A 21,378-nucleotide genomic window follows, 5' to 3' on the forward strand; every position below is an offset into this window, starting at 1 on the left:
AACCCGTCCACTCTTTTTTGTACGTCCGGTCAGGGTATGATGGCAAACGAGGGTCTTCTTTGTAGCGCGCCTGGTATTCCTTACGACTTGCTATCTTCAGGCGCCGCGCCGCCTCACTGGCAGATTTTATGTCGGAATATTTCTGAGTCGCCCTCATAAACTAAGACCACGCATTCTCGTTCTAATGTCTTCTCCTGACGGCATAATGTATACAAGACAGCTATCGGGGCTTTTGTGATGCATGGCTTTTTGAATATCCAATTGCCCAAAGCCATGCTCTCTCAATCGGTATCCGTATGCATGTCGATGCCCATGTGGCGAAGTACCAGAGCTCTTTTCACTAATCATCCCTATGCGTCGTAGTGCTCGATTATATTTTTGGATAAAGTTTTTCTTTGTTTCAGGATTACCTACATAGTTCGCGAATAAAAATGGGTGCTCAGTTCTTTTTATAAGCGGAAGGTAACGCAAGAGTATCTGAGTAAATTCGATTGCTCTGGAGTATGGAAAAAACATCACATCAAACGAGAAGTTCTTGTTTGATAAGGCCGGGGACTTCCAACCGGAATGTAATTTATGTCCTCTTGGGTATTCATCTCGAGGCGACATATTAAATTTTACCGAAAGATACTCACGCCGATTTTTGAAACCAACCGTAGGAACGACACCATCTGCAGGGTGGAAGACAGATACCAGGGCTGCTGAGTCTTTGTTATCAATTGAGATATCGTCGACATAAATATGAAAACACTCTGATAATCTCAACCCGCCGAAGTGCATCAGCATAACTATCAGTTGACTGCCATAGTCGCCCTCGAAACCATGAGAAATCAGCGAGTCAATTTTATCCTCAGGAAACTGGTAGACATCCTCTGAGTGCAAAAACATGGGAACTCGAGGACCTTGTACCTTACGTACTTGGTTTAACTCTCTCTGTTTTGGGTCGTTTAAGTGGTTTAGAAACACTCGACTATGCCGGCGATAGTAGGCACACCACCGAATTCTTTCTTCAGGACTGGTAGCTTTCCTTAAAGGGTTTATGTTGGGCAGTTGCGTTCCATAAACATCATCAATGAAATCACAATAACTGGTTACGTGACCAAGTAGCACATTGACATCTACTGACTTTCGCGGGCGCCAAAATAACCCCGAAGGGTCGTTAACACCGTCAATTGTTCCAAAATGGAGGGCGTCTACAAAAGCACTCAACAGCTCAGTAGCCGATTGAAACTCACTTTGTTTTTCGTTAATAAATACAAGCAATAAAGTGACTGCATAACAATTACGTTCAAGCCATGACTGTGATTTGCCACGTTTTGAGTAGATAAATCTTAAGTAGGATATTACGATTCCTTTCTCAGTAAAAAGTGCGGGAAGCTCTACCGCTGGGGATGTGGGGCTAGCAGTGTATCTAACCTTCTTTTTGATGACATAACCCATACTCAGTCTCAACTCAGGTATCCTGAGTATAATAAATAGTACAAAAGTTATGGTTATCTACTTTTTTAATCACATTTATGGAAAGTTAAAGTGATGAGTTTTAGGTTTGGTTTTGCTTTTTTAGTACATAGATATACATGGATCTTATACACCTACAATAAACGCATTCTGCGTGAAATTGACCGTCGCGTTCGCTACTTACGCAAACGCTTGGAAATCCTCCGCGTCGTCGATTACAACCCACAGCAAGACGGTAAAGTCTTCTTTGGCGCGTGGGTCGACATTGAAAATGACGACGGTGGCACCCTCTCATTCCGCATTGTTGGCCCAGATGAAATCTATGGCCGCAAAGACTACATCTCCATTGATAGCCCGATGGCACGCGCATTACTCAAAAAAGAAGTCGATGACGAAGCCATTGTGACGACCCCTGAAGGACCGAAGGTCTGGTACGTCAACACCATTCGCTATCAACAAGACGAACTTTAATACTGCCGCTCGCGGCGGTGACTCTCAAAGGAACACAATGACCACTTCAATTTATCAACAGATTGCCAGTGAGCTAAACGTACGTGATGCGCAAGTTATCGCAGCCGTCACCCTGCTTGATGATGGCAACACCGTGCCCTTCATCGCGCGTTACCGTAAAGAAGTCACCAATGGCCTTGATGACACTCAATTGCGTAATCTGGAATCTCGCCTCGGTTATTTACGCGAGTTGGAAGATCGTCGCCAAGTCATTTTGAAATCGATTGATGAACAAGGAAAGCTGACCGATGGCTTGAAGAAAGACATCCTCGACGCTGACACCAAAAACCGCCTTGAAGACCTGTATTTGCCGTACAAGCAAAAACGCCGCACCAAAGGGCAAATAGCGATTGAAGCGGGCATTGAACCGTTAGCGCATTCGCTTTGGCAACATCCTGAGCACGACCCGGAATCAGAAGCCACCCGTTACTTGAATGCAGAAGCGGGATTTGCGGATACCAAAGCCGTGCTGGACGGCGCGCGCGCCATTTTGATGGAACAATTCGCCGAAGATGCAGCTCTTTTGGATAAAATTCGCCGCCATCTAAACCATAACGCCGAACTTCAAGCGCGTGTGATTGCAGGCAAAGAAAACGAAGGCGCAAAATTTAAAGACTACTTTGAACACGATGAGTTACTGACAAAAGTGCCGTCTCACCGTGCGCTGGCCATGTTCCGTGGCCGTAACGAAGGCATTCTCCAACTGTCACTGAATGCTGACCCACAACAAGATGAGAAATCGACAGGTTCATACTGTGAAAACATCATCTGTTCGCACTACGACATAACCCTCGACACCGCCCCCGCGGACCGCTGGCGCAAGCAAGTAGTGAGTTTCGCGTGGCGCATTAAGATCTTAATGCACATGGAAACCGAGCTGATGGGCAACTTACGTGAGTTGGCTGAGAATGATGCCATCAGGGTATTTGCCGACAACCTGAAAGACTTGCTCATGGCCGCGCCAGCAGGCCCTCGCTGCACCTTGGGTATCGACCCCGGTTTGCGCACAGGCTGTAAAGTTGCCGTGGTTGATAACACGGGTAAGCTACTCGACACTGCCACCATTTACCCCACCGCGCCGCACAACAAGACGGTTGAATCGGCACGTGTGGTCATGGCGCTGGTGAAAAAACACCATGTAGATTTAATTGCTATCGGCAACGGTACAGCTTCCCGTGAAACCGATACGTTTGTGGCTGGCATGTTGAAAGATGCGGGCGAGAAAATCCAGACCGTGATGGTGAGCGAAGCTGGCGCATCGGTGTATTCCGCGTCAGAACTGGCAGCGGCTGAATTCCCGGGGCTAGACGTTTCACTGCGCGGCGCGGTGTCGATTGCTCGTCGCTTGCAAGATCCGCTGGCAGAGCTGGTAAAAATTGACCCTAAATCTATCGGTGTGGGCCAATACCAACACGACGTCAGCCAAAGCCAACTGGCAAAACGTTTGGACGCCGTGGTCGAAGACTGTGTGAACGCCGTCGGTGTAGACGTGAACAGTGCCTCTGCCGCATTGCTGACCCGCGTTGCCGGCCTTTCCACCACCATGGCTGCCAACATCGTGGCATTCCGTGATGAAAATGGCCGCTTTGGTGAGCGTAAAACCTTACTGAAAGTGCCGCGCTTGGGGCCAAAAGCCTACGAACAGTGCGCGGGCTTCTTGCGCGTCATGAAAGGGAAAAACCCGCTAGATAGCTCATCTGTTCACCCAGAAGCTTACCCAGTGGTGAAGCGCATTGCTGATAACACAGGCAAAGCCGTTGACGCCATGATCGGTAACCTCGACTTCTTGCGTAGCGTGAACGCCTCAGAGTACGCCGATGATACGTTTGGTATTCCAACGGTGACAGACATCCTCGCCGAGCTGGCGAAACCCGGACGTGACCCACGCCCTGAATTTAAAACCGCAACGTTTGCCGACGGCGTAAACGAAGTGAAAGATCTGATCCCAGGCATGGTGCTGGAAGGCTCAATCACCAACGTGACCGCATTTGGCGCGTTTGTTGATATCGGTGTTCACCAAGACGGCCTCGTTCACATTTCAGCATTGTCAGACAAATTCATTTCTGACCCCCGAGAAGTGGTGAAAGCAGGCGACGTGGTCAAAGTAAAAGTGATGGACGTGGATCTTGCGCGTAAACGTATTGCGCTTTCCATGCGTCTAAACGACGAACCTGGCGCAGACAACAAACCTGCAAGCCGCGGCAATGCGAACCGTGACACTCGCTCAGCGCGTCCTCAAGAACGCAGCCAACCAAATCGTGCGCCATCAAACAACAACCAAGGTGGCAATTCATCAGCCTTTGGTGGTGCGTTTGCTGATGCCTTTGCCAAAGCGAAGCGTAAGTAAACGACGTCATCGATTCTCCAGAGACAAAAACAGCGCCTCAAGGCGCTGTTTTTTTATGTTCAGATTTTTGCTCATGCCCAAGTCGACACAATGGAGCCTAAACAGCAGACCGCTAAATCACGATAAGCACTTCAGAAGGGATATTCGCCACAGTGGCTTGTGAGTAGCGCATAGCAACCACGGCACCTGTACGTTGTGATGCCTTAAGTTCATCGATTTTATCGAGAATTTCCTTCGGCAGCTTTATCTGCATGGAATAGCCGTTTTCATTCTTCGGCGTATAAGACTCGCTCGACAACAAAGACGACAGATGGCTTAACGAATCATGTGCGCCGAAATGGCCACCGTTGAACTGGCTGGTGTTTTGCCTTAAATCAGCATAGTCAGGATGCTCTGATGGATCCCAAGACGGTTTACGGAGTTGTTTTTCTTCTTGATTGACGGGTTTTTCATGTTCAGCCGCGTTGGGCTGCTTGGCGGGAGCGATTTTTTCACGCACACGATTGTCCCGCGCAACTTGCTCCGTTGGCGGGTTTACTGACGGTACGACAGCGGGGATGCTGACGTTAGCGGGTGAAATATTCATGCCAATGTTATCTCCCAACATCGACCGAAGGCAGTCACCTTAAGGCATGCCGCGGGAAATGACCCGCGAATGCTCGTGCTATATCTCTACAGCGAAATTACACCAATATCGCCAAGATGCCGCCTATCGTACCGATAGCAGATAAAACCTGCCCAGCGGTATATGCGTCATCGTCGTTACTTTTCACTTCGTCAGGGTGGTCCATGCCCAATGCCCCATAAGTGAAAGCCTCAACATCCGTCGATGCTGGTGTTTTGCCTTCGGCTTCCGTTGTTTTGTTGACAGTCTTCACGTCCGATACCTGATTGGCGACTTGCGCATAAGACTGTTTAGCACCCTCAGCTTGATTCTGCTCACCCGCCTTAACCTCTTGGTTAACTGGCGTTGGGCGTGCATACATCTGTTGAGAATAGCCAACGTTACCTACATTCATTATGGTCTCTCCTGATGCCATAGCAAGTGACATGAACAAAGTATCGGCAGATTCAGTTTAAAATTTAGCCGCAATTCACTTTATTTTGATCACTTTTTCTTATCTGGATGGCAAACACTGTCCGCAGAAAGAGAGCAATTCTTCAGAAAAGTGTTCAGGATCAGAGATAAACGGTGCATGCGACGCGTTGGCAAAAACTTGCCGCTGCGACTGCGGGGCTAAAACATCCAGCTCTTGTGCCACTCTAACCGGCACCAAACCATCTAACCGACCGTACATCCGTAACCAAGGCACTGAAATATCGTGCAATTGTGGCCGTAAATCTGCTTCAGCAAGAATATCGAGCCCAGCTTTTAGTGCCTCAGGTTGAGGCGACGGGTGCGAAAGCACCGCCTTTTTTAGCCACTTGATATCTTGTCGTGCAGTCGGGCTTCCCATTGCCTGCAACGCCATAAATCGTTCAACTGTCGATGAAAAATCATCTTCCAATTGCGCCGAAAACGCTGACAGTACCTGAGGTTTAATCCCTCTCCATCCATGTTCCGCAGCAAATCGAGGTGAGCTAGCAACCGTCACCAAACCTTGCACTCGCTCTGGAGCGAGAAGCGCGGCTTGTGTGGCAATCATGCCCCCTAAAGACCAACCAACCCAAATCGCGTGCTGCGGTGAATTATTAAGCAAACACTGTGCCATTTCCTCTAATGAGAACGCATCTGTCGGTTGGCTATGCCCATAACCGGGAAGGTCGACACAATGAACGCGATAGCGATCAGTCAAGCGAGGAAGGAGTTGCTGCCAAACAGCACTGTTCATTCCCCATCCATGAATGAGAATCAGGTCGGAACCCTGGCCTTCCGTGTGCCAGTAAAGCGAAGTTGTCATTTACACTGCCTAAAACGTGTTGCTGGACCAAAACATCCTTTATGTTGCGCTCTATCTTACGCGCTCTGCCATTGAGGTGTCAGCTTTGTCATCACAGGTTGGAGCAGCGCCAATATCCGTGGTGCGAAACCTGTTCGCAGAGTTTCCCCTCGTCACCACGTTGCATGCAATGCGGCCTTTCAACGCCCTACACCATGGAAACGTGCGGACGCTGCCTCAACACGCCACCCGCATGGGACAACCTTGTGTGCCTCGGTGATTACACCTTTCCTTACGACACGCTCCTGCACAAATTTAAGTACCAAGGCCATTATTGGTTTGCAAAGCCCTTAGCCCGCCTGCTGGCAGAAAATATCGATGACCCTGCACCCTGTTTGATACCCGTTCCCATGCATTGGCGGCGACGTTGGGTGCGCGGATTCAATCACAGCACCGTGCTCGCCAACGCACTGGCAAGCCAGCTAGAACGTCCGTGTTTAGATAAAGCCTTAGTGCGCACACGTGCCACTCAGCAACAGCAAGGTCTCAGCCGTAAAGCGAGGCTTTCCAACCTGAAAGATGCATTCAACATCCATGGTGACCTGCCGTCTCACGTGGCATTGGTCGATGATGTGGTGACAACGGGAGCAACGTTGACGGAATTGTGCCGATTGTTGAAAGCACATGGCGTGATAAAGATAGATATCTACGCGCTATGCCGCACGCCAACTGATGGAAAACAGAAGAAATAATTACCCGCGTCCGTAGAGGGGTGATAGTCATGAAAAGAAAGAGTAAACTGTCTAAAACAAACTGGGCTATTCAGGTAAGAAGTCGTGTCTAATATTTTAATTTCAGAAAATGCACAAAGTCATTTCGGTAAGTTGCTAGAACAGCAACCGGAAGGCACCAATATCCGCGTATTCGTGGTTAATCCAGGCACACAAAACGCAGAGTGCGGCGTGTCTTACTGCCCACAAGACGCTATTGAAGCAAGCGATACCGAGTTAACCTTTAACGGTTTCCTTGCGTACGTTGACGAACTGAGCCTGCCTTTCTTGGAAGATGCAGAGATCGATTTCGTTACCGACAAAATGGGCTCTCAGCTAACCCTGAAAGCACCTAACGCGAAAATGCGTAAAGTGTCTGACGATGCGTCGCTTCTTGAGCGTGTTGAATACGTTATTCAAACCCAAGTGAACCCGCAGCTTGCCGGCCACGGTGGTCACATCAACCTTATCGAAATCACTGAAGACGGCGCGGCTGTTATTCAATTCGGTGGGGGTTGTAACGGCTGTTCAATGGTTGATGTTACGCTAAAAGACGGCATCGAAAAGCAGCTTCTAGAAGAATTCAGCGGTGAATTGACGGCCGTTCGCGATGTCACCGAACACGCGGCGGGCGATCACTCTTACTACTGATTCAGTAAGAGACATCACCATAAAAAAAAGCTCCCGAGGGAGCTTTTTTCATGCCTACCGTTTCTGTTTATGCATCAGGCAATTACATTAGGGCGACTGCATTAAAGCTAGTGAGCAGGTGAAAGAAACACATCGCGTCGCCATTGATACACAAACACCGCACCTAACGTTATCCCACGAAGCGCCATAAAGCCCAGCATCGCTGCCCACAGCGCGTGATTATCCATGTCGCTTAACAGCCACCATATGGCAAAGAAACCGGCCATGGATGCAAACATGGTATTGCGCATTTCTCGGCCTCGCGTCGCGCCAATGAACACACCATCAAGTAAGAAGCACCACATAGAGACCAGCGGCATCGCGATGAGCCAAGGCAAGTAGATAGCAGCCTGCTCTCGCACGGCAGGGATGTCTGATATCACCCCAACAATGCCTTGACCGCCCATCAAGAAGGCAAGCGTGATAAACAGGGAAATCACAAAGCTCCAGAGCGTTGTGGCTGACAGCGTGGCCAATAACTCCTCCCTGTCTTTCGCGCCAATTGCCTTCCCAACCATGGCTTCCATGGCGTAGGCAAACCCGTCCATGGCAAATGACACCAGCATCAAGAAATTCATCAGCACCGCATTGGCGGCCACCACATCGTCACCCAGCGTTGCCCCCTGAAACGTCATGAAGGTGAATGCGAGCTGCAAACACAAGCTGCGCAAGAAGATATCGCGATTGAGCTTGAGCAAACGCCCCATGCCCGCGGACGATTTCTTCCATTGCGCCCAAGGGGATGGCAATGCAGCAGACGCCCAGACTTTTGCAACAAAGAACAACCCCAGCGCCATACCGGTGTAGTCAGCAATCACGCTCGCGGCAGCGGCGCCCTGTACCTTCCAGTCAAGCACCACCACAAACAGCAGATCGAGCAAGATGTTGACCAAATTGACGATGATGACCAGCATCATCGGCTTTTTCGCGTTTTGCGCGCCAAGCAGCCATCCCATGATCACCAAATTGGTCAATGCAGCTGGCGCACTCCAAATACGAATCGAGAAATACTCATTCGCATAGCGTTTAACCTGCTCGCTAGCATCACTGAAATGGAACACAGTGTCAGACACCCAAGGGTGAATCGCCACAATGACAGCCGCCAACAACCAAGCAAGGGTCACCCCTTGCAGAAACACATTGGCGAGACCTGCGCTATCTTTGCCGCCCCACGCTTGCGCCGTTAGTCCCGTGGTTGCCATGCGCAAAAAGCCCAGTAGCCAGAAGGTCACTGCAATCATTGTGCTGCCGACAGCGACGCCGCCAAGGTACCAAGCATGATCGAGGTGCCCAATCACGGCCGCATCCACCAGCCCCAATAAAGGCACAGTGATGTTGGACAGCACCATCGGCAGGGCTAAAGAGAAAACGCGCACGTGCAGCGCTTTTTGTTGAAGTGCTGAGAACATAATTCGCATGCTGGAAGAATTCGATGGGTCAGTGTAACAAAGTTGCCTAAAGCATAAGCGTCAAAAACACGGTATTTCCTTGATGAAATTCATCATTTCTCTCACGGACGAAGCCGTTTTTCTCCAGCACCTTAATCGATGGAAGATTATCCGCTTCTGCACCACCGGACAGTGAAGACACAACACCAGACGTCTGACACCAGGCGACCAAGCCTTCAACCATTTCACTCGCCAGACCTTGGCCTTGGAAGGTTTCCGCCACCACATAACCCAGTCGCAGCGAATAATGAGGCGACGCCAAGCGAGGCTGGCCGCCACGCTGTGCATCAACTTCTACATACAGTAAGAAGAACCCAACCAATGCGTCGTCTTCGGCCAAACGCACCGCAACGAATTGGCAATCCTCCAATGTCTGCTCCAACCAACGTAACGCACTCTCGGCATCAGACACGGCCTGAAGGTCCGGAGGTAGATGACGCTTAACAACAGACGTGAGGAGGGTTGCAAGCTCTGTAGACAAGGTGCTTTTCGCATGAGGCAATGCTGAAGAAGACAACGCCGCGGCTGTTAACCGCGGCGTTTGAAAAGCAATGTTTGGAAAGGTCACGTTGGAATACGTCATGCTGGAATAAGTCATAGTGGCCTCAGTACACGAGGAAATCTATCCTCATGCTACTGCATACCATGCGTGGTCGGCCAACAGCGCCACGAACAAACCAAAAATGTGCCAAATAGAATATTTGAAGGTTTGCCAAGCGAGGCCTTTTTTATCAGCGTACTTCAATCGCCACGCATACCATGCAAATCCGAGGTTAAGGGCGAGGCTGCCCACCAGATAAATAACGCCGTTCATGCCAGCGAGATACGGCAGCAAACCCACCACCACCAACAGAAGGGTATAGAGCAAAATCATGGTTTTGGTAAATTCAACGCCATGCGTCACGGGCAGCATGGGTACGCCCGCTTTTGCATAATCTTTCTGGCGATGGATCGCGAGCGCCCAAAAGTGAGGAGGTGTCCACGTGAAAATCAACATCACAAGCAGCAGAGCATGTGGGTCAAGCTGACCGGTGACAGCAACCCAACCCAAAAGTGGTGGCATTGCGCCCGCTAACCCGCCAATAACGATATTCTGCGGCGTCGCGTGCTTTAACCAGACCGTGTACACCAATGCATAGCCAATCAAACTGGCGAACGTGAGCCACGCCACCAAGGCATTCAATGCCCAAAGCGCGCCGAACCCTAACCCCATTAACATGCAGCCAAAGCCCAATGCTTGTCGGGTAGACACGCGGCCTTTCGCCACAGGACGATGAATAGTGCGCTGCATCTGCTGATCAATACGCTGGTCAATCACATGATTGAACACCGCAGCCGCGGCGGATTGCATCCCGATGCCAAGTAGACCGAGAATCACGGCTTTGGCCGGCGGTAAGCCCGCCACCGCCAAACACATCCCCACCATGGCGGTGAGCAATAACATGGCAACGACTTTAGGTTTGGTTAATTCAAGATAATCTCGCCACAGAGCAGGCTCTGCTGCGACCGATACATTTCCCGCTAACGGTGACATCGACACTTTAGCCATGACTCAGCCTCCCCGATTCTCTCAAAGACGTTCGCACCGCCGAGGTTTGACGTGCGAAGACACCCAACGTGGTTTTCACCACCAACAGTAAAAGCAGCAATCCGCACACGTTGTGCGCGACCGCCACGGACAATGGCAACAACGCGACCACATTGGTAACACCCAAGGAAACTTGCAGTAACAGTGCTGCGACCAAACTGAGCGATGCCATCACACCGAGTGGACGGCGTACAGCAAATGCCAATAGCAACACCAACACAGAGACCACCATCGCGCCAATACGATGCGTGGCATGAATGGTGACCCGTTGCTCAAAGTTCAACACGCCATATTGGTAGGTGTCATTAGTGGGGCTGATCGGATGAAACGCGGACGCATCGTAGTGTCCAACCCAATCGGCTTCACAGACAGGTAATTGCGTGCAGACAACGGCGGCGTAGTTGGCGGATGTCCAACCCCCTAACGCGATTTGTAAGCCCACCGCGACCAACGCGGACACCGCCAGCAGTTTCAACTTCCCGCTAATGTGATTTTTGGTAGGTGACGCGTGCTGGTCATCAATATTTATCTCAACATCTTGCTGTTCTAAGCCAGCCTCTGTCTTTGAGGTCGAGCTTATCTCAGCATTCGAATAAAAACGTCGACGCTCAAACAAGCACAATAGAAACAGGAGTGTCACCGTGGTAAAGCCACCAAGCAGATGTCCCATGACCACGATCGGCATGAGGTTCATAGTGACGGTCCACATGCCCAGCGCGGCTTGAAAACAAATCACAGCCAGTAAAATGCTCGGCAGCATTTTGTTTCTCGACGGCTTACGCCACGCTAAAAACGCAATGAGCGCGACAAGCAACCCAAGGGTGCCCGCGACATAGCGGTGAATCATTTCATTCCATGCTTTTTGCACTTCAACCGGCGCGTCAGGGAAAGCTTGCACCGCTTTTGCTAAATGTTCAGCAGATTGAGGCACAGTGAGGAAGCCATAGCACCCCGGCCAATCAGGGCAACCCAGCCCTGCTTCGGTTAATCGTGTAAATGCGCCTAGCGCGACCACAATCAGTGCGAGAAACAGTGAGCCATAAAGTAAGAAGAGGTAGCCTTTATTGTCATGGATCGGATGCGTTGGTTTCACCATCATATTCACCCCACTTTTGACATTTTCATCAGCTTGCGAAGATCAGAGAGCAAGCCTTTGCTTTGGGTGATTTGCGCATCTTTTCCTTCAGGAATGGGGTACGCCAGAATGAGGTTATTCAGAGGGTCAACAATGTAAATCGCGTCATTACCGTAAGGCAACGCTGCCATGGTTTTCTGTTGTTGGGCATCCATCGATTGCTGGCGCACCTCGATGTTTTTGTTGTCTGACGGCGTATCAGAGACCAACACAATGCTTGATACACGCTCTTGTTCACGTCCGACTGCGACAGGAATTTGTGTTAATTGAAACAAGGCGGTTTCACATAACGCATCACAATCAGACGGCAAGGTATACACCAAGCGCCATTGTCCGTTCTCTTCTAACCAATCGGTGTTCACCGCTTCTGCCAACAATTCACCTTTGTTGGTCACCCCGCGACTATACCAATCAAACTCCAGTACCAGCTTTGCTGCAACGACAGGCAGAATGAAGATAGCTGTTACCAGTATGAGTGCTTTTTTCCCTTTCATACGCGTCCCTTCCTCCACCAAATTAGAAAGCCAACCCACACCACCAGCGCCAGTCCAAACCATTGCATCGCATACGCATAGTGCTTTTCAGGTTTCATGACGACAGGCTCCCAAACAGGGATGACATTCCATGTTGTTTCTAATTGTTCTCCCGCATCACTTGCAACAGACGCGGCGCGAACGACCCATGGATAAAAAGACTCTCCGGTTTCGGCGTTGATGGCGGCCATATCAACCGACTGCACCCGCCAAGGCCAAGACACTGATTCTGATGCGCCACCTAACACCACACGATCAGACGGTAAATCAATAATGCCGCGAACGTGAAATGCACCCTTTACGTTGGGTAACGTCGGCAACACATCACGTGTCGCTGGTGCTGGCACCCATCCGAGTTCAACCAACAGCCATTTCTCGTTGTTATCTTGGGTTGCCTTAAAAGGCATCATCCAGCGATACCCGACGCGCCCCAAATGTGTTTGGTTATCCAACAGCACGCTCTTTGATGCATCAAACTGCCCTAACACATCAATACGGTAGCCTTTTCCTTCTTTCGGTAAATCGGATAAACGAAGAAGGGTGTGTTGTTGGCGGACATCCAATTGGGTGAGCAGTGCTTCTTTTTCCGCAGCACGTGATACTTGCCACATCCCCAGCTTGACCAATAAGACCGTCATCGCCAAAGTAAAGAGTAAGAATCCAAACCGCCGAAACGGTCGTAACCTTGCACTCGGCGCTAATTCACATTCTGGGTCTTGGTCACTCAATGAGTCACCTTCTTGGCCCGCTGGAGGCAATATGCTGCTCAAAGGGATCCTCGTCTGCCTGCTCATCTTTATCGTGTTCAACTTGTTCCGCGCGTTGCCCATTCTGATTAAGGGCAATTCAGATGTTCCTATGTCGCGCTACCTTGGCAGGCGTGTTTTGTTATCAGTCATTGCCTTCGTGATTTTATTGATTGCGATGGCGACTGGCCTCATAGAACCGAACAGTCGCCCTTACTAACAGCGCCATTTAACCAACAGCGCGAGCTTGCATCGCTACAATATGTAGACGAAGACAAACAAACACAGCCAAACCACGTCCACAAAGTGCCAATACCAAGCGCCTGCTTGAAACGCAAAATGTTGCTTCGGCGACATGTGCCCTTTCAGCACGCGCAGCCAAACAATAAACAGAATCACCGACCCCAAGAACACATGCATGCCGTGGAAGCCCGTCAACAAGAAGAAGGTATTGCCGTAGACGCCGGAATCAAGGCGTAAGTTGAGCTCTTCATAGGCATGAATGTATTCCTCGCCTTGCAAGAACAAAAAGATCCACCCCAGCAAAACGGTCACACCCAGGAATTGCACAATGCGCTTACGCTTGCCCTCTTCCATCGCCACATGCGCGAAATGCAGCGTGACAGACGATGTAAGTAGGATGACGGTGTTAATCAGCGGCAAGCCCCACGCGCCCATGGCCGTAGTTTCTGTGCCGTCGGGTGTTTTTATCAAAGGCCAACCAGGGATGAAATCCGGCCATAACACTTCCGCCGTCATAGCATTGTTACTTGCCCCGCCAAGCCAAGGAACAGCGATAAATCGAGCGTAAAAAAGTGCCCCAAAGAAAGCCGCGAAAAACATCACTTCCGAAAAAATAAACCAGCTCATGCCCTGTCGAAAAGAGCGATCCATCTGGCTCGAATACATGCCACCCATGGACTCATGTATTACGTCTTTAAACCAGCCGGTCAGCATGAACAAAATTAGGCCTGTCCCCGCTAACAACATCCAAGGTCCGTTACCACCAAACAAATCGGCTACGGTTGAACCTGCCCCCATGGCAATGAGGAACAACGCAACGGCGCCGACAATCGGCCATTTGCTCTGGGCTGGAACGTAGTAGCTTTCATACCCCTCAGGGGCATCGGTGTTGGTATGCGATGTTGCCATAATGACCTCGCTGCAATTATTGGGTAACGGGCTCGGTTTTGGCGCTAAACAAGGTGTACGCCAATGTCAGCGTATTGATGTCGTCAGGAATAGCTGGATCGACATAAAACACCAGCGGCAGTTCCGCGTCTTTGCCCGCCGCCAATGGTTGGCGGTTAAAACAAAAGCATTCAATTTTATTCAGGTATTGCGCAGCCAAACCCGGTGATACCGATGGCACTGCCTGCCCAATAGAATCTGTAAGCGTGTTGTTCGTCGCGCGATACGCGATGGTACGTGTTTCGCCAGGGTGCACCGAAATGCGTTTCATCTCAGGCACGAAATCCCAGCCAAGGCCAGGATTGATGTACGCCACAAACTCAACGGTCACCGTGCGCGAAAAATCCACTTGTTGGCTTTCTTGCGCCGCCACATCGTCAGTTTTCCCGTTGATGCCTGTGATATCGCAAAACACGTCATAGAGCGGTACAAGCGCAAAAGCAAACCCGAACATCAGCACGGCCATGCCTGCCAATTTCATGGCAGAACGGCTGGTGTTTTTGTTGTCTTGTTCGTTGCTCTCGCGCATTCAGAGCCCTCAATCGATTTTCGGTGGCGTTGAGAAGGTGTGATAAGGCGCTGGTGAAGGAATTTCCCACTCCAAACCTTCCGCCCCTTCCCACGGCTTCGCGGGTGCTGGATCACCACCACGTGCACATTTCACAAGCACGGCGAGGAAAATCAGCTGCGATGCACCGAACAGGAAGGCACCAATACTCACGATGGCATTAATGTCTGCAAACTGCAGTGCGTAATCAGGAATTCGACGCGGCATACCCGCCAAGCCGAGGAAGTGCATTGGGAAGAACAAAATGTTCACCGAAATCAGCGAGCACCAAAAGTGCCATGAAGCCAATTTGGTGTCATACATGTGTCCCGTCCATTTCGGTAGCCAATAATACGCCGCCGCCATGATGGAGAAGATGGCACCTGTCACCAGTACGTAGTGGAAGTGCGCCACCACGAAATAAGTATCGTGATACTGGAAGTCAGCCGGTGTTATCGCCAGCATCAGGCCGGAGAAACCACCGATCGTGAACAGGACAATAAATGCGAGTGAGAAGAGCATGGGCGTCTCGAAGGTCATCGATCCTCGCCACATGGTCGCCACCCAGTTAAACACCTTCACCCCCGTGGGCACTGAGATCAACATGGTGCAATACATAAAGAAGAGTTCGGCAAAGACCGGCATCCCCGTGGTGAACATGTGGTGAGCCCAAACAACAAAGCTCAAACCGGCAATCGATGCCGTCGCGTAAACCATCGAGGCATAACCAAAGAGTTGCTTACGCGAAAAGGCAGGAACGATGGCTGAGATGATGCCGAAGCTCGGCAAAATCATGATGTATACCTCTGGGTGACCAAAGAACCAGAAAATATGCTGGAACATCACGGGGTCGCCACCGCCCGCGGCATCGAAGAAGGACGTGCCGAAGTATTTGTCCGTCAGTACCATGGTGACCGCCCCCGCCAACACGGGCATGACCGCAATCAGCAAGAAGGCAGTAATGAACCATGTCCACACGAACAAGGGCATCTTCATGTATGTCATGCCCGGTGCACGCAGGTTCATGATGGTCACGATCACGTTAATCGCGCCCATGATAGAACTGATACCCATGATGTGGATAGCAAACACAAACAATGCCGTACTGTCAGGTGAATAGGTGGTCGAAAGCGGCGCGTAGAAAGTCCAACCAAAGTTAGGGCCGCCGCCTTCCATGAATAACGACATGAGCAGCATGAAGAACGCGAACGGAAGAATCCAAAAGCTCCAGTTATTCATGCGTGGCAACGCCATGTCTGGCGCACCTATCATCAATGGCACCATCCAGTTGGCTAGCCCGGTAAAGGCGGGCATCACCGCGCCAAATACCATGATCAGACCGTGAACAGTTGTCATTTGGTTAAAGAAATTCGGCTCAACGAGTTGCAAGCCCGGCTGGAAAAGCTCGGCGCGAATGATCAGCGCCATCACACCACCAACAAGGAACATGGTGAAGCTGAACACCAAATACATGGTGCCGATGTCTTTATGGTTGGTGGTTAACAGCCAACGCATCACCCCTTTGGGCTTATGATCATGATCGTGGTCGTCATGACCCACTTGATCGGGCGTCATATCTGTCATTGGAGTTTCTCCTTAAAGATCATCGCCGTTGAGGACAGCGTTTATCTGAGCAGCCTGGATGACATCACCCGTGTTGTTACCCCACGCATTCCTTTCATATGTGACTACCGCAGCCAGTTCTTTCAAACCTAGCTGAGGGCCGAACGCCTGCATCGCCGTGCCGTCTTGACCGTGAATCACCACACTGAGGTGATCAACGATGCGATCAGGATTGATAGCAATGTCTGATTGCGCCAATGCGGGGAACACGCCCGGCAGACCAAGGCCATTGATTTGGTGGCAAGCTGCGCAACGTGAGTTGTACACCTCTTCGCCAAGGGCCATCAGCTCGTCCATGTCCATGTTCATGTCGAGAAGCTTTTTCTCCTCTTCACGCACCTTGGCTTGTGCAGTGGCGGTCTCTAGCACCCATGCATCAAATTCTTCAACCGGCTTGGCGATAACCACAATCGGCATAAAGCCATGGTCTTTACCGCAAAGCTCCGCACACTGGCCTCGATAGATGCCAGGTTTGTCGATTTTGGTCCACGCTTCATTGATGAAGCCAGGGTTAGCATCTTTCTTCACCGCGAAATCCGGTACCCACCACGAGTGGATAACGTCTTCCGACGTGATCAAAAAGCGCACTTTCTTGCCAATCGGTAACACCAAAGGACGGTCAACCTCAAGCAAGTAGTTGTCGCGTTTCGTTTGTTCACCATTGATTTGCGCGGCAGAGGACGCCAGCAAAGAGAAGAATTCAACGTCTTGGTCAAAGTAGCGGTAATGCCACTTCCACTGAGAACCGGTAACTTGCACCGTGATTTCAGGTTCAGACACATCTTCCATTGCAAGCAGGACGCGCGTTGCAGGCACGGCCATACCAATCAAAATCAAGAAGGGAATTAACGTCCAAAGGATTTCCACTTTCGTACTTTCATGGAAATTGGCAGCAACCGCCCCTTTGGATTTCCGGTGATGGACAATAGCCCAGAACATCGCACCAAACACCACAACGCCAATGGCTATGCAGATGTAGAGGATGGTCATGTGTAGGTCATAGACCTGAGCACTTATCTCCGTCACACCTCTGGTGAGGTTCAATGAAGACGGTTCTTCTGACGCAACAACGGCAAAAGACGGGACAAGTGCGAGCGTGGATAGAAGTTGGCGAATCGTCACCTGATTCCTCCTCAAAATCACTACGCATTACAGTGAGTCAATGGAAGCAATGAATGGATAAATAATAATTAACAGTTCATTTACATCTAAAACTAGGAGAGGAATGCAGAAAGAACAAAAAATGCGCAACATTATGGGGCGAAACTTGATGTAAACCACGAAATTACGAGATAAAGACAACTGTTTCATTCGCAATTTTTTTGTAGCGTTTTTCTGATGAATTAACAGAAAGCGGGATCGGGTATCCCCGTCAATTTACGAAGGAATTTTGACGATACTGCTGTAAAAGCGCAGAGAGTGATTGCTATATGAAGTACGAGAGAAGGCTTTTCAGCGGTGCGCAAAGCGAGTTAACCGGATAAAAAAGAGGCGACTTCATGCTATTTGCATGAAGTCGCCTTTTTAAGACTTTTTAAGACACAGCGCGAGGCTTACATCCAGTCACTATTTCGGATCACACCCACAGCGATGCCTTCAATGGTAAGGTTTTGATGCGCAAGATCGACAACGATAGGCGCAAACTCTTCATTTTCAGCATGCAAAAGCACTTGATTGCCTTTGCGTTCCAAACGTTTAACTGTCACATCGTCTTCAACGCGCGCGACAACCACTTGGCCATTACGCACATCTTGGGTTTTATGCACCGCGAGTAAATCGCCATCCATAATGCCGATGTCTTTCATGCTCATTCCGTTTACGCGCAGCAAAAAGTCAGCACTCGGTTTAAACAAGCTTGGGTCAACGTGATAATGACTCTCAACGTGCTCTTGCGCCAAGATAGGCTCACCGGCGGCAACACGGCCAATCAAAGGTAAACCTACGTCGTCATTGGCAGGTTCATTGCCCACCAAAAGGCGAATACCACGTGACGCACCAGGTACGATTTCCAGCACGCCTTTACGCGCCAGCGCTTTCAAATGTTCTTCAGCAGCATTCGCTGAACGGAATCCCAGCTCCTTCGCGATTTCTGCGCGAGTCGGTGGCATGCCAGAATCGTCGATTTTCCCTTTGATAAGATCAAAGACTTGCTGTTGTCTAGCGGTTAACGGCTTCATAATCAGACCTGTCTTTTTATACAGTTAACTGGAAGTATATCCAGTGTTTAGCCACTTGAAAAGGCGCATTTAGCACCAATCTCTATACAGATGCCTTTTCAGATCACATTTTTTCTTTTTACATTCGACATACATAACATTCCCAAGGCTGACAAATTCGTGCGAATTACTGCCATTTCGCTGCAAGTTCGTCGACGTTTTCTGCTATCCTTCGGGCGCACAACGACTAAGAGGCTGCGATCAGATGTCTGCTTGCCAATCCATGTATCAGAAAATACTGAATTTACCGCTGTCGGCGCTGGTGAAAACAATCAGCATTCCGTCAGACCCTATTAACCAACTGGGCATCGATCTCAATCGACCCGTGGTTTACGTATTGCCGTTCCATTCACACACCGACTTGCTCACCTTACGCAGCAGCTGTCTGCAACAAGGGTTGCCCGATCCGCTTGAACCTTTAGAGCTCGGTGGCAAAAGCCTGCAACGTTACGTCTTCGTGTCGCAAGGCAAACGCATGTTTGACTCGAGCGATCCGGTGCCTGAAGAATCCATCGCACTGTTTACAGAACTTCTTGAATTGCACAAACGCGATTCTGAGCTGGATATTCAGCTTATTCCTGTCTCAGTCGTGTGGAACCGCAACCCAGGTAATGAGAATCGCCCCGCTGCTGCACCGCTAAAAGCCATGAATGGCATCCAAAAGTGCTACACCATCTTGACCCTAGGTCGCGACAGTATGGTGCGTTTTAGCAATGCGGTTTCTCTGCGCTTTATGGCTGACAAGCACGGCACCGATACCAGCATCGCGAACAAACTCGCACGCGTAGCGAAAATCCACTTCTCACGTCAAAAGATGGCGGCATCAGGCCCAGGCCTGCCAAACCGTCAAGCGCTGTTTAAGCGACTTCTTGCCTCAAAAGCCATTGATAAAGTGGTACAAGAAGAAGCGGAAAGCCGTGATGTTGCGGTCGAGAAGGTCCGTAAAGAAGCCATCGACATGATGGAAGAAATTGCAGCGGACTTCTCCCCAAGCATGATCCGTTATGCCGACAACCTACTGACATGGCTTTGGAACAAGCTGTATCAAGGCATCACGATCAATAACGCAGAGCGCGTACGTAAGCTGGCGCAAGACGGTCATGAAATCGTTTATGTGCCGTGTCACCGTTCTCACATGGACTACGTGCTGCTCTCCTACACCTTGTACAAAGAAGGGTTGGTACCACCGCATATCGCGGCAGGCGTAAACCTTAACTTCTTCCCTGCAGGGCCGATTTTCCGCCGTGGTGGTGCATTCTTCTTGCGCCGTACCTTTAAAGGCGATCGCCTCTACTCCACCGTATTCCGTGAATACTTGGCAGAGCTGTTTTCGAAGGGTTACTCGGTTGAGTACTTCTCGGAAGGTGGCCGTTCGCGAACCGGTCGTTTGCTACCGGCGAAAACAGGCATGTTGGCCATGACCATTCAAGCCATGCTTCGCGGCCTGAAACGCCCAGTCACCCTTGTACCGGTTTACATCGGCTACGAACACGTGATGGAAGTAAGCACCTACGCAAAAGAGCTGCAAGGCAAGCGTAAGCAAAAAGAAAACTTCGGTCAGGTACTGGGCATTGTGCGCAAACTGCGTAACTACGGTAAAGGCTATGTGAACTTTGGTGAACCGATTCAAGTTAACCAGTTCCTGAATGACAAAGTGCCAAGCTGGCATGACGCCATCAACCCGATTGAACCACAACGTCCACAATGGTTAAACCCAGTGGTGAACGAACTGGCCGATCGCATGATGACCAAAATCAATGATGCCGCTGCCGCCAATGCCCTCACATTGTGTGCAACCGCACTGCTTTCTTCTCGCCAACGCGCATTGAGCCGCGAAGCGTTAGAAGAGCAGTTGACGATTTATCTCGATTTACTTCGCCAAGTACCGTATTCATCAACCAGTACAGTGCCAGAAGAAAGCGCGGAAGAATTGGTTGAGCACGCCGTGAGCCTGAACAAGTTCGTGGTAGAGAAAGATTCACTGGGTGACGTAATTTCTCTCGACCGTCAGCAAGCCATCTTGATGACCTACTACCGCAACAACATCGTGCATTTGTTGGCGATTCCGTCATTGATTGCACAAATGTTGGTGTTCAAGCCAAGCGTGAGCCGCGACGATCTGCATGCGTCTATTCGCCAGCTTTACCCACTGCTGAAAGCGGAACTGTTCATGAGTTTTGACGACGAATCGCTCACGCAGTACGTCGATACCATGATTGAAGAAATGTCTCGCCAGCAACTGATCACCGTTGAAGGGGACATGTTGCACCGCAAATCTGCCAAGCTGAACCAGTTGCAGTTGTTGGGTCGCACCATTGCAGAAACCCTGCAACGCTTCGCGATCACCCTGACACTGTTCAGTCACGAAGCGGACATGTCAAAAGACGACCTAGAAATGCAAAGCCAGATGATGGCGCAGCGCCTGAGTCGCCTGCACGGTATCAACGCCCCAGAGTTCTTCGACAAAGGCGTGTTTGCAACCTTGATGGCAACACTGCGCGAGCAGGGTTACCTTAACGACGATTGCCATGCACTGACTGGCCGTGTCGAATCACTACGAGAAAACGTGTTTGGTCTGATTTCGCCAGAAGTACAGCTAACCATTCAAGCTATCTTAGATCGACCTTCGGAAGACGCCTCTTAAGGTGAAACCCGTGGTTTATTGCAGACCACGCGCTTACGACGGACACGCATGA

Annotated in this window: 21 protein-coding genes and 1 pseudogene; 6 read left to right on the top strand and 16 right to left on the bottom strand. The window is 50.2% G+C overall.

What is annotated here, in order from left to right; genetic code table 11:
* Positions 1–157, bottom strand: a 157-nt coding sequence (locus tag BM082_RS25490) for an integrase repeat-containing protein (RefSeq protein ID WP_425285243.1), incomplete at its 3' end; no start/stop codon positions are given.
* Positions 154–1,440 carry a gamma-mobile-trio recombinase GmtY gene (gene gmtY, locus BM082_RS18310; protein WP_074928081.1) on the bottom strand — a complete coding sequence of 429 codons (1,287 nt, stop codon included), beginning with the start codon at positions 1,438–1,440 and terminating at the stop codon, positions 154–156. The genes BM082_RS25490 and gmtY, both read right to left, overlap by 4 nt.
* A gap of 147 nt (positions 1,441–1,587) precedes the next feature.
* On the opposite strand from gmtY, the pseudogene greB reads away from it, so the two are divergent.
* Positions 1,588–1,929, top strand: a pseudogene (gene greB / locus BM082_RS18315) (transcription elongation factor GreB); the annotation flags it as partial.
* 37 nt (positions 1,930–1,966) lie between these two features.
* The gene (locus tag BM082_RS18320) at positions 1,967–4,315 is read left to right on the top strand and encodes a Tex family protein (RefSeq protein ID WP_074928083.1); all 2,349 of its coding nucleotides are present in this window, start codon (positions 1,967–1,969) and stop codon (positions 4,313–4,315) included.
* A gap of 112 nt (positions 4,316–4,427) precedes the next feature.
* Here the strand turns inward: BM082_RS18320 and BM082_RS18325 are convergent, their stop codons facing one another.
* The 3 genes from BM082_RS18325 to bioH all read right to left on the bottom strand — a co-directional run bounded on the left by BM082_RS18325 (position 4,428) and on the right by bioH (position 6,216).
* A complete protein-coding gene (locus BM082_RS18325; RefSeq protein WP_017013109.1) occupies positions 4,428–4,922 on the bottom strand; it encodes a hypothetical protein in 495 nt (164 codons plus the stop codon).
* A 76-nt stretch (positions 4,923–4,998) separates the two neighbouring features.
* Positions 4,999–5,334: a hypothetical protein gene (locus tag BM082_RS18330; protein ID WP_017009505.1), complete on the bottom strand. Its 336-nt coding sequence runs from the start codon at positions 5,332–5,334 to the stop codon at positions 4,999–5,001.
* A 99-nt stretch (positions 5,335–5,433) separates the two neighbouring features.
* Positions 5,434–6,216, bottom strand: coding sequence for a pimeloyl-ACP methyl ester esterase BioH (gene bioH / locus BM082_RS18335; RefSeq protein WP_074928085.1), 783 nt, complete (start codon positions 6,214–6,216; stop codon positions 5,434–5,436).
* A gap of 194 nt (positions 6,217–6,410) precedes the next feature.
* Here bioH and BM082_RS18340 point away from each other — a divergent pair, with 194 nt between their 5' ends.
* A complete protein-coding gene (locus BM082_RS18340; RefSeq protein WP_017013107.1) occupies positions 6,411–6,947 on the top strand; it encodes a ComF family protein in 537 nt (178 codons plus the stop codon).
* Between the two features lie 84 nt (positions 6,948–7,031).
* Complete coding sequence (gene nfuA, locus BM082_RS18345) at positions 7,032–7,616, top strand: Fe-S biogenesis protein NfuA (RefSeq protein ID WP_017009502.1); 585 nt, start codon at positions 7,032–7,034, stop codon at positions 7,614–7,616.
* Positions 7,617–7,723: 107 nt separating this feature from the next.
* Here nfuA and dinF read toward each other — a convergent pair whose 3' ends face one another.
* The 6 genes from dinF to BM082_RS18375 are packed head-to-tail and all read right to left on the bottom strand — an operon-like array spanning position 7,724 to position 13,129.
* On the bottom strand, positions 7,724–9,064 hold the full coding sequence (dinF, locus tag BM082_RS18350; protein WP_074928125.1) for an MATE family efflux transporter DinF: 1,341 nt from the start codon (positions 9,062–9,064) through the stop codon (positions 7,724–7,726).
* A gap of 46 nt (positions 9,065–9,110) precedes the next feature.
* On the bottom strand, positions 9,111–9,701 hold the full coding sequence (locus BM082_RS18355; protein ID WP_074928086.1) for a GNAT family N-acetyltransferase: 591 nt from the start codon (positions 9,699–9,701) through the stop codon (positions 9,111–9,113).
* A 30-nt stretch (positions 9,702–9,731) separates the two neighbouring features.
* Positions 9,732–10,652 carry a heme o synthase gene (cyoE, locus tag BM082_RS18360; RefSeq protein ID WP_074928088.1) on the bottom strand — a complete coding sequence of 307 codons (921 nt, stop codon included), beginning with the start codon at positions 10,650–10,652 and terminating at the stop codon, positions 9,732–9,734.
* Positions 10,645–11,790, bottom strand: a complete 1,146-nt coding sequence (locus BM082_RS18365) for a COX15/CtaA family protein (RefSeq protein ID WP_074928090.1) — start codon at positions 11,788–11,790, stop codon at positions 10,645–10,647. The genes cyoE and BM082_RS18365 overlap by 8 nt, the downstream gene beginning before the upstream one ends.
* Before the next feature lie 2 nt (positions 11,791–11,792).
* Positions 11,793–12,320 carry a hypothetical protein gene (locus BM082_RS18370; protein WP_017009497.1) on the bottom strand — a complete coding sequence of 176 codons (528 nt, stop codon included), beginning with the start codon at positions 12,318–12,320 and terminating at the stop codon, positions 11,793–11,795.
* Positions 12,317–13,129: an SURF1 family protein gene (locus tag BM082_RS18375; RefSeq protein ID WP_280138448.1), complete on the bottom strand. Its 813-nt coding sequence runs from the start codon at positions 13,127–13,129 to the stop codon at positions 12,317–12,319. Before BM082_RS18375 ends, BM082_RS18370 begins: the two co-directional genes overlap by 4 nt.
* Between BM082_RS18375 and BM082_RS18380 the strand changes: the two genes are divergently transcribed.
* The gene (locus BM082_RS18380; protein ID WP_074928094.1) at positions 13,119–13,325 is read left to right on the top strand and encodes a DUF2909 domain-containing protein; all 207 of its coding nucleotides are present in this window, start codon (positions 13,119–13,121) and stop codon (positions 13,323–13,325) included. The two genes, BM082_RS18375 and BM082_RS18380, sit on opposite strands and share 11 nt — an antisense overlap.
* A gap of 35 nt (positions 13,326–13,360) precedes the next feature.
* On the opposite strand, the gene BM082_RS18385 is transcribed toward BM082_RS18380, so the two are convergent.
* The 5 genes from BM082_RS18385 to lexA form a co-directional block, all read right to left on the bottom strand.
* A complete protein-coding gene (locus BM082_RS18385) occupies positions 13,361–14,257 on the bottom strand; it encodes a cytochrome c oxidase subunit 3 (protein WP_017009494.1) in 897 nt (298 codons plus the stop codon).
* A gap of 16 nt (positions 14,258–14,273) precedes the next feature.
* Entirely contained in the window at positions 14,274–14,825 is a 552-nt protein-coding gene (locus tag BM082_RS18390; RefSeq protein WP_017013101.1) for a cytochrome c oxidase assembly protein, read from the bottom strand.
* A gap of 9 nt (positions 14,826–14,834) precedes the next feature.
* Complete coding sequence (ctaD, locus tag BM082_RS18395) at positions 14,835–16,427, bottom strand: cytochrome c oxidase subunit I (protein WP_017009492.1); 1,593 nt, start codon at positions 16,425–16,427, stop codon at positions 14,835–14,837.
* Positions 16,428–16,439: 12 nt separating this feature from the next.
* Positions 16,440–17,588 (bottom strand): cytochrome c oxidase subunit II, encoded by a 1,149-nt coding sequence (gene coxB / locus BM082_RS18400; RefSeq protein ID WP_074928096.1) that lies wholly within the window; start codon positions 17,586–17,588, stop codon positions 16,440–16,442.
* A 431-nt stretch (positions 17,589–18,019) separates the two neighbouring features.
* Positions 18,020–18,643, bottom strand: a complete 624-nt coding sequence (gene lexA, locus BM082_RS18405) for a transcriptional repressor LexA (RefSeq protein ID WP_026024533.1) — start codon at positions 18,641–18,643, stop codon at positions 18,020–18,022.
* A 244-nt stretch (positions 18,644–18,887) separates the two neighbouring features.
* Between lexA and plsB the strand changes: the two genes are divergently transcribed.
* Positions 18,888–21,326 carry a glycerol-3-phosphate 1-O-acyltransferase PlsB gene (gene plsB / locus BM082_RS18410; RefSeq protein WP_017009490.1) on the top strand — a complete coding sequence of 813 codons (2,439 nt, stop codon included), beginning with the start codon at positions 18,888–18,890 and terminating at the stop codon, positions 21,324–21,326.
* The last annotated feature ends 52 nt before the right edge of the window (positions 21,327–21,378 follow it).

Source organism: Enterovibrio norvegicus DSM 15893, from assembly GCF_900115495.1.
Classification (GTDB): Bacteria; Pseudomonadota; Gammaproteobacteria; order Enterobacterales; family Vibrionaceae; genus Enterovibrio; species Enterovibrio norvegicus.

What these genes read in the sequence shown, in the direction of transcription:
- gmtY (WP_074928081.1), bottom strand. Translation starts at nt 1,440, where the DNA reads ATGGGTTATGTCATCAAAAAGAAGGTTAGATACACTGCTAGCCCCACA.
- BM082_RS18320 (WP_074928083.1), top strand. Translation starts at nt 1,967, where the DNA reads ATGACCACTTCAATTTATCAACAGATTGCCAGTGAGCTAAACGTACGT.
- BM082_RS18325 (WP_017013109.1), bottom strand. Translation starts at nt 4,922, where the DNA reads ATGTTGGGAGATAACATTGGCATGAATATTTCACCCGCTAACGTCAGC.
- BM082_RS18330 (WP_017009505.1), bottom strand. Translation starts at nt 5,334, where the DNA reads ATGAATGTAGGTAACGTTGGCTATTCTCAACAGATGTATGCACGCCCA.
- bioH (WP_074928085.1), bottom strand. Translation starts at nt 6,216, where the DNA reads ATGACAACTTCGCTTTACTGGCACACGGAAGGCCAGGGTTCCGACCTG.
- BM082_RS18340 (WP_017013107.1), top strand. Translation starts at nt 6,411, where the DNA reads ATGGAAACGTGCGGACGCTGCCTCAACACGCCACCCGCATGGGACAAC.
- dinF (WP_074928125.1), bottom strand. Translation starts at nt 9,064, where the DNA reads ATGTTCTCAGCACTTCAACAAAAAGCGCTGCACGTGCGCGTTTTCTCT.
- BM082_RS18355 (WP_074928086.1), bottom strand. Translation starts at nt 9,701, where the DNA reads ATGACTTATTCCAGCATGACGTATTCCAACGTGACCTTTCCAAACATT.
- cyoE (WP_074928088.1), bottom strand. Translation starts at nt 10,652, where the DNA reads ATGGCTAAAGTGTCGATGTCACCGTTAGCGGGAAATGTATCGGTCGCA.
- BM082_RS18365 (WP_074928090.1), bottom strand. Translation starts at nt 11,790, where the DNA reads ATGATGGTGAAACCAACGCATCCGATCCATGACAATAAAGGCTACCTC.
- BM082_RS18370 (WP_017009497.1), bottom strand. Translation starts at nt 12,320, where the DNA reads ATGAAAGGGAAAAAAGCACTCATACTGGTAACAGCTATCTTCATTCTG.
- BM082_RS18380 (WP_074928094.1), top strand. Translation starts at nt 13,119, where the DNA reads ATGCTGCTCAAAGGGATCCTCGTCTGCCTGCTCATCTTTATCGTGTTC.
- BM082_RS18385 (WP_017009494.1), bottom strand. Translation starts at nt 14,257, where the DNA reads ATGGCAACATCGCATACCAACACCGATGCCCCTGAGGGGTATGAAAGC.
- BM082_RS18390 (WP_017013101.1), bottom strand. Translation starts at nt 14,825, where the DNA reads ATGCGCGAGAGCAACGAACAAGACAACAAAAACACCAGCCGTTCTGCC.
- ctaD (WP_017009492.1), bottom strand. Translation starts at nt 16,427, where the DNA reads ATGACAGATATGACGCCCGATCAAGTGGGTCATGACGACCACGATCAT.
- lexA (WP_026024533.1), bottom strand. Translation starts at nt 18,643, where the DNA reads ATGAAGCCGTTAACCGCTAGACAACAGCAAGTCTTTGATCTTATCAAA.
- plsB (WP_017009490.1), top strand. Translation starts at nt 18,888, where the DNA reads ATGTCTGCTTGCCAATCCATGTATCAGAAAATACTGAATTTACCGCTG.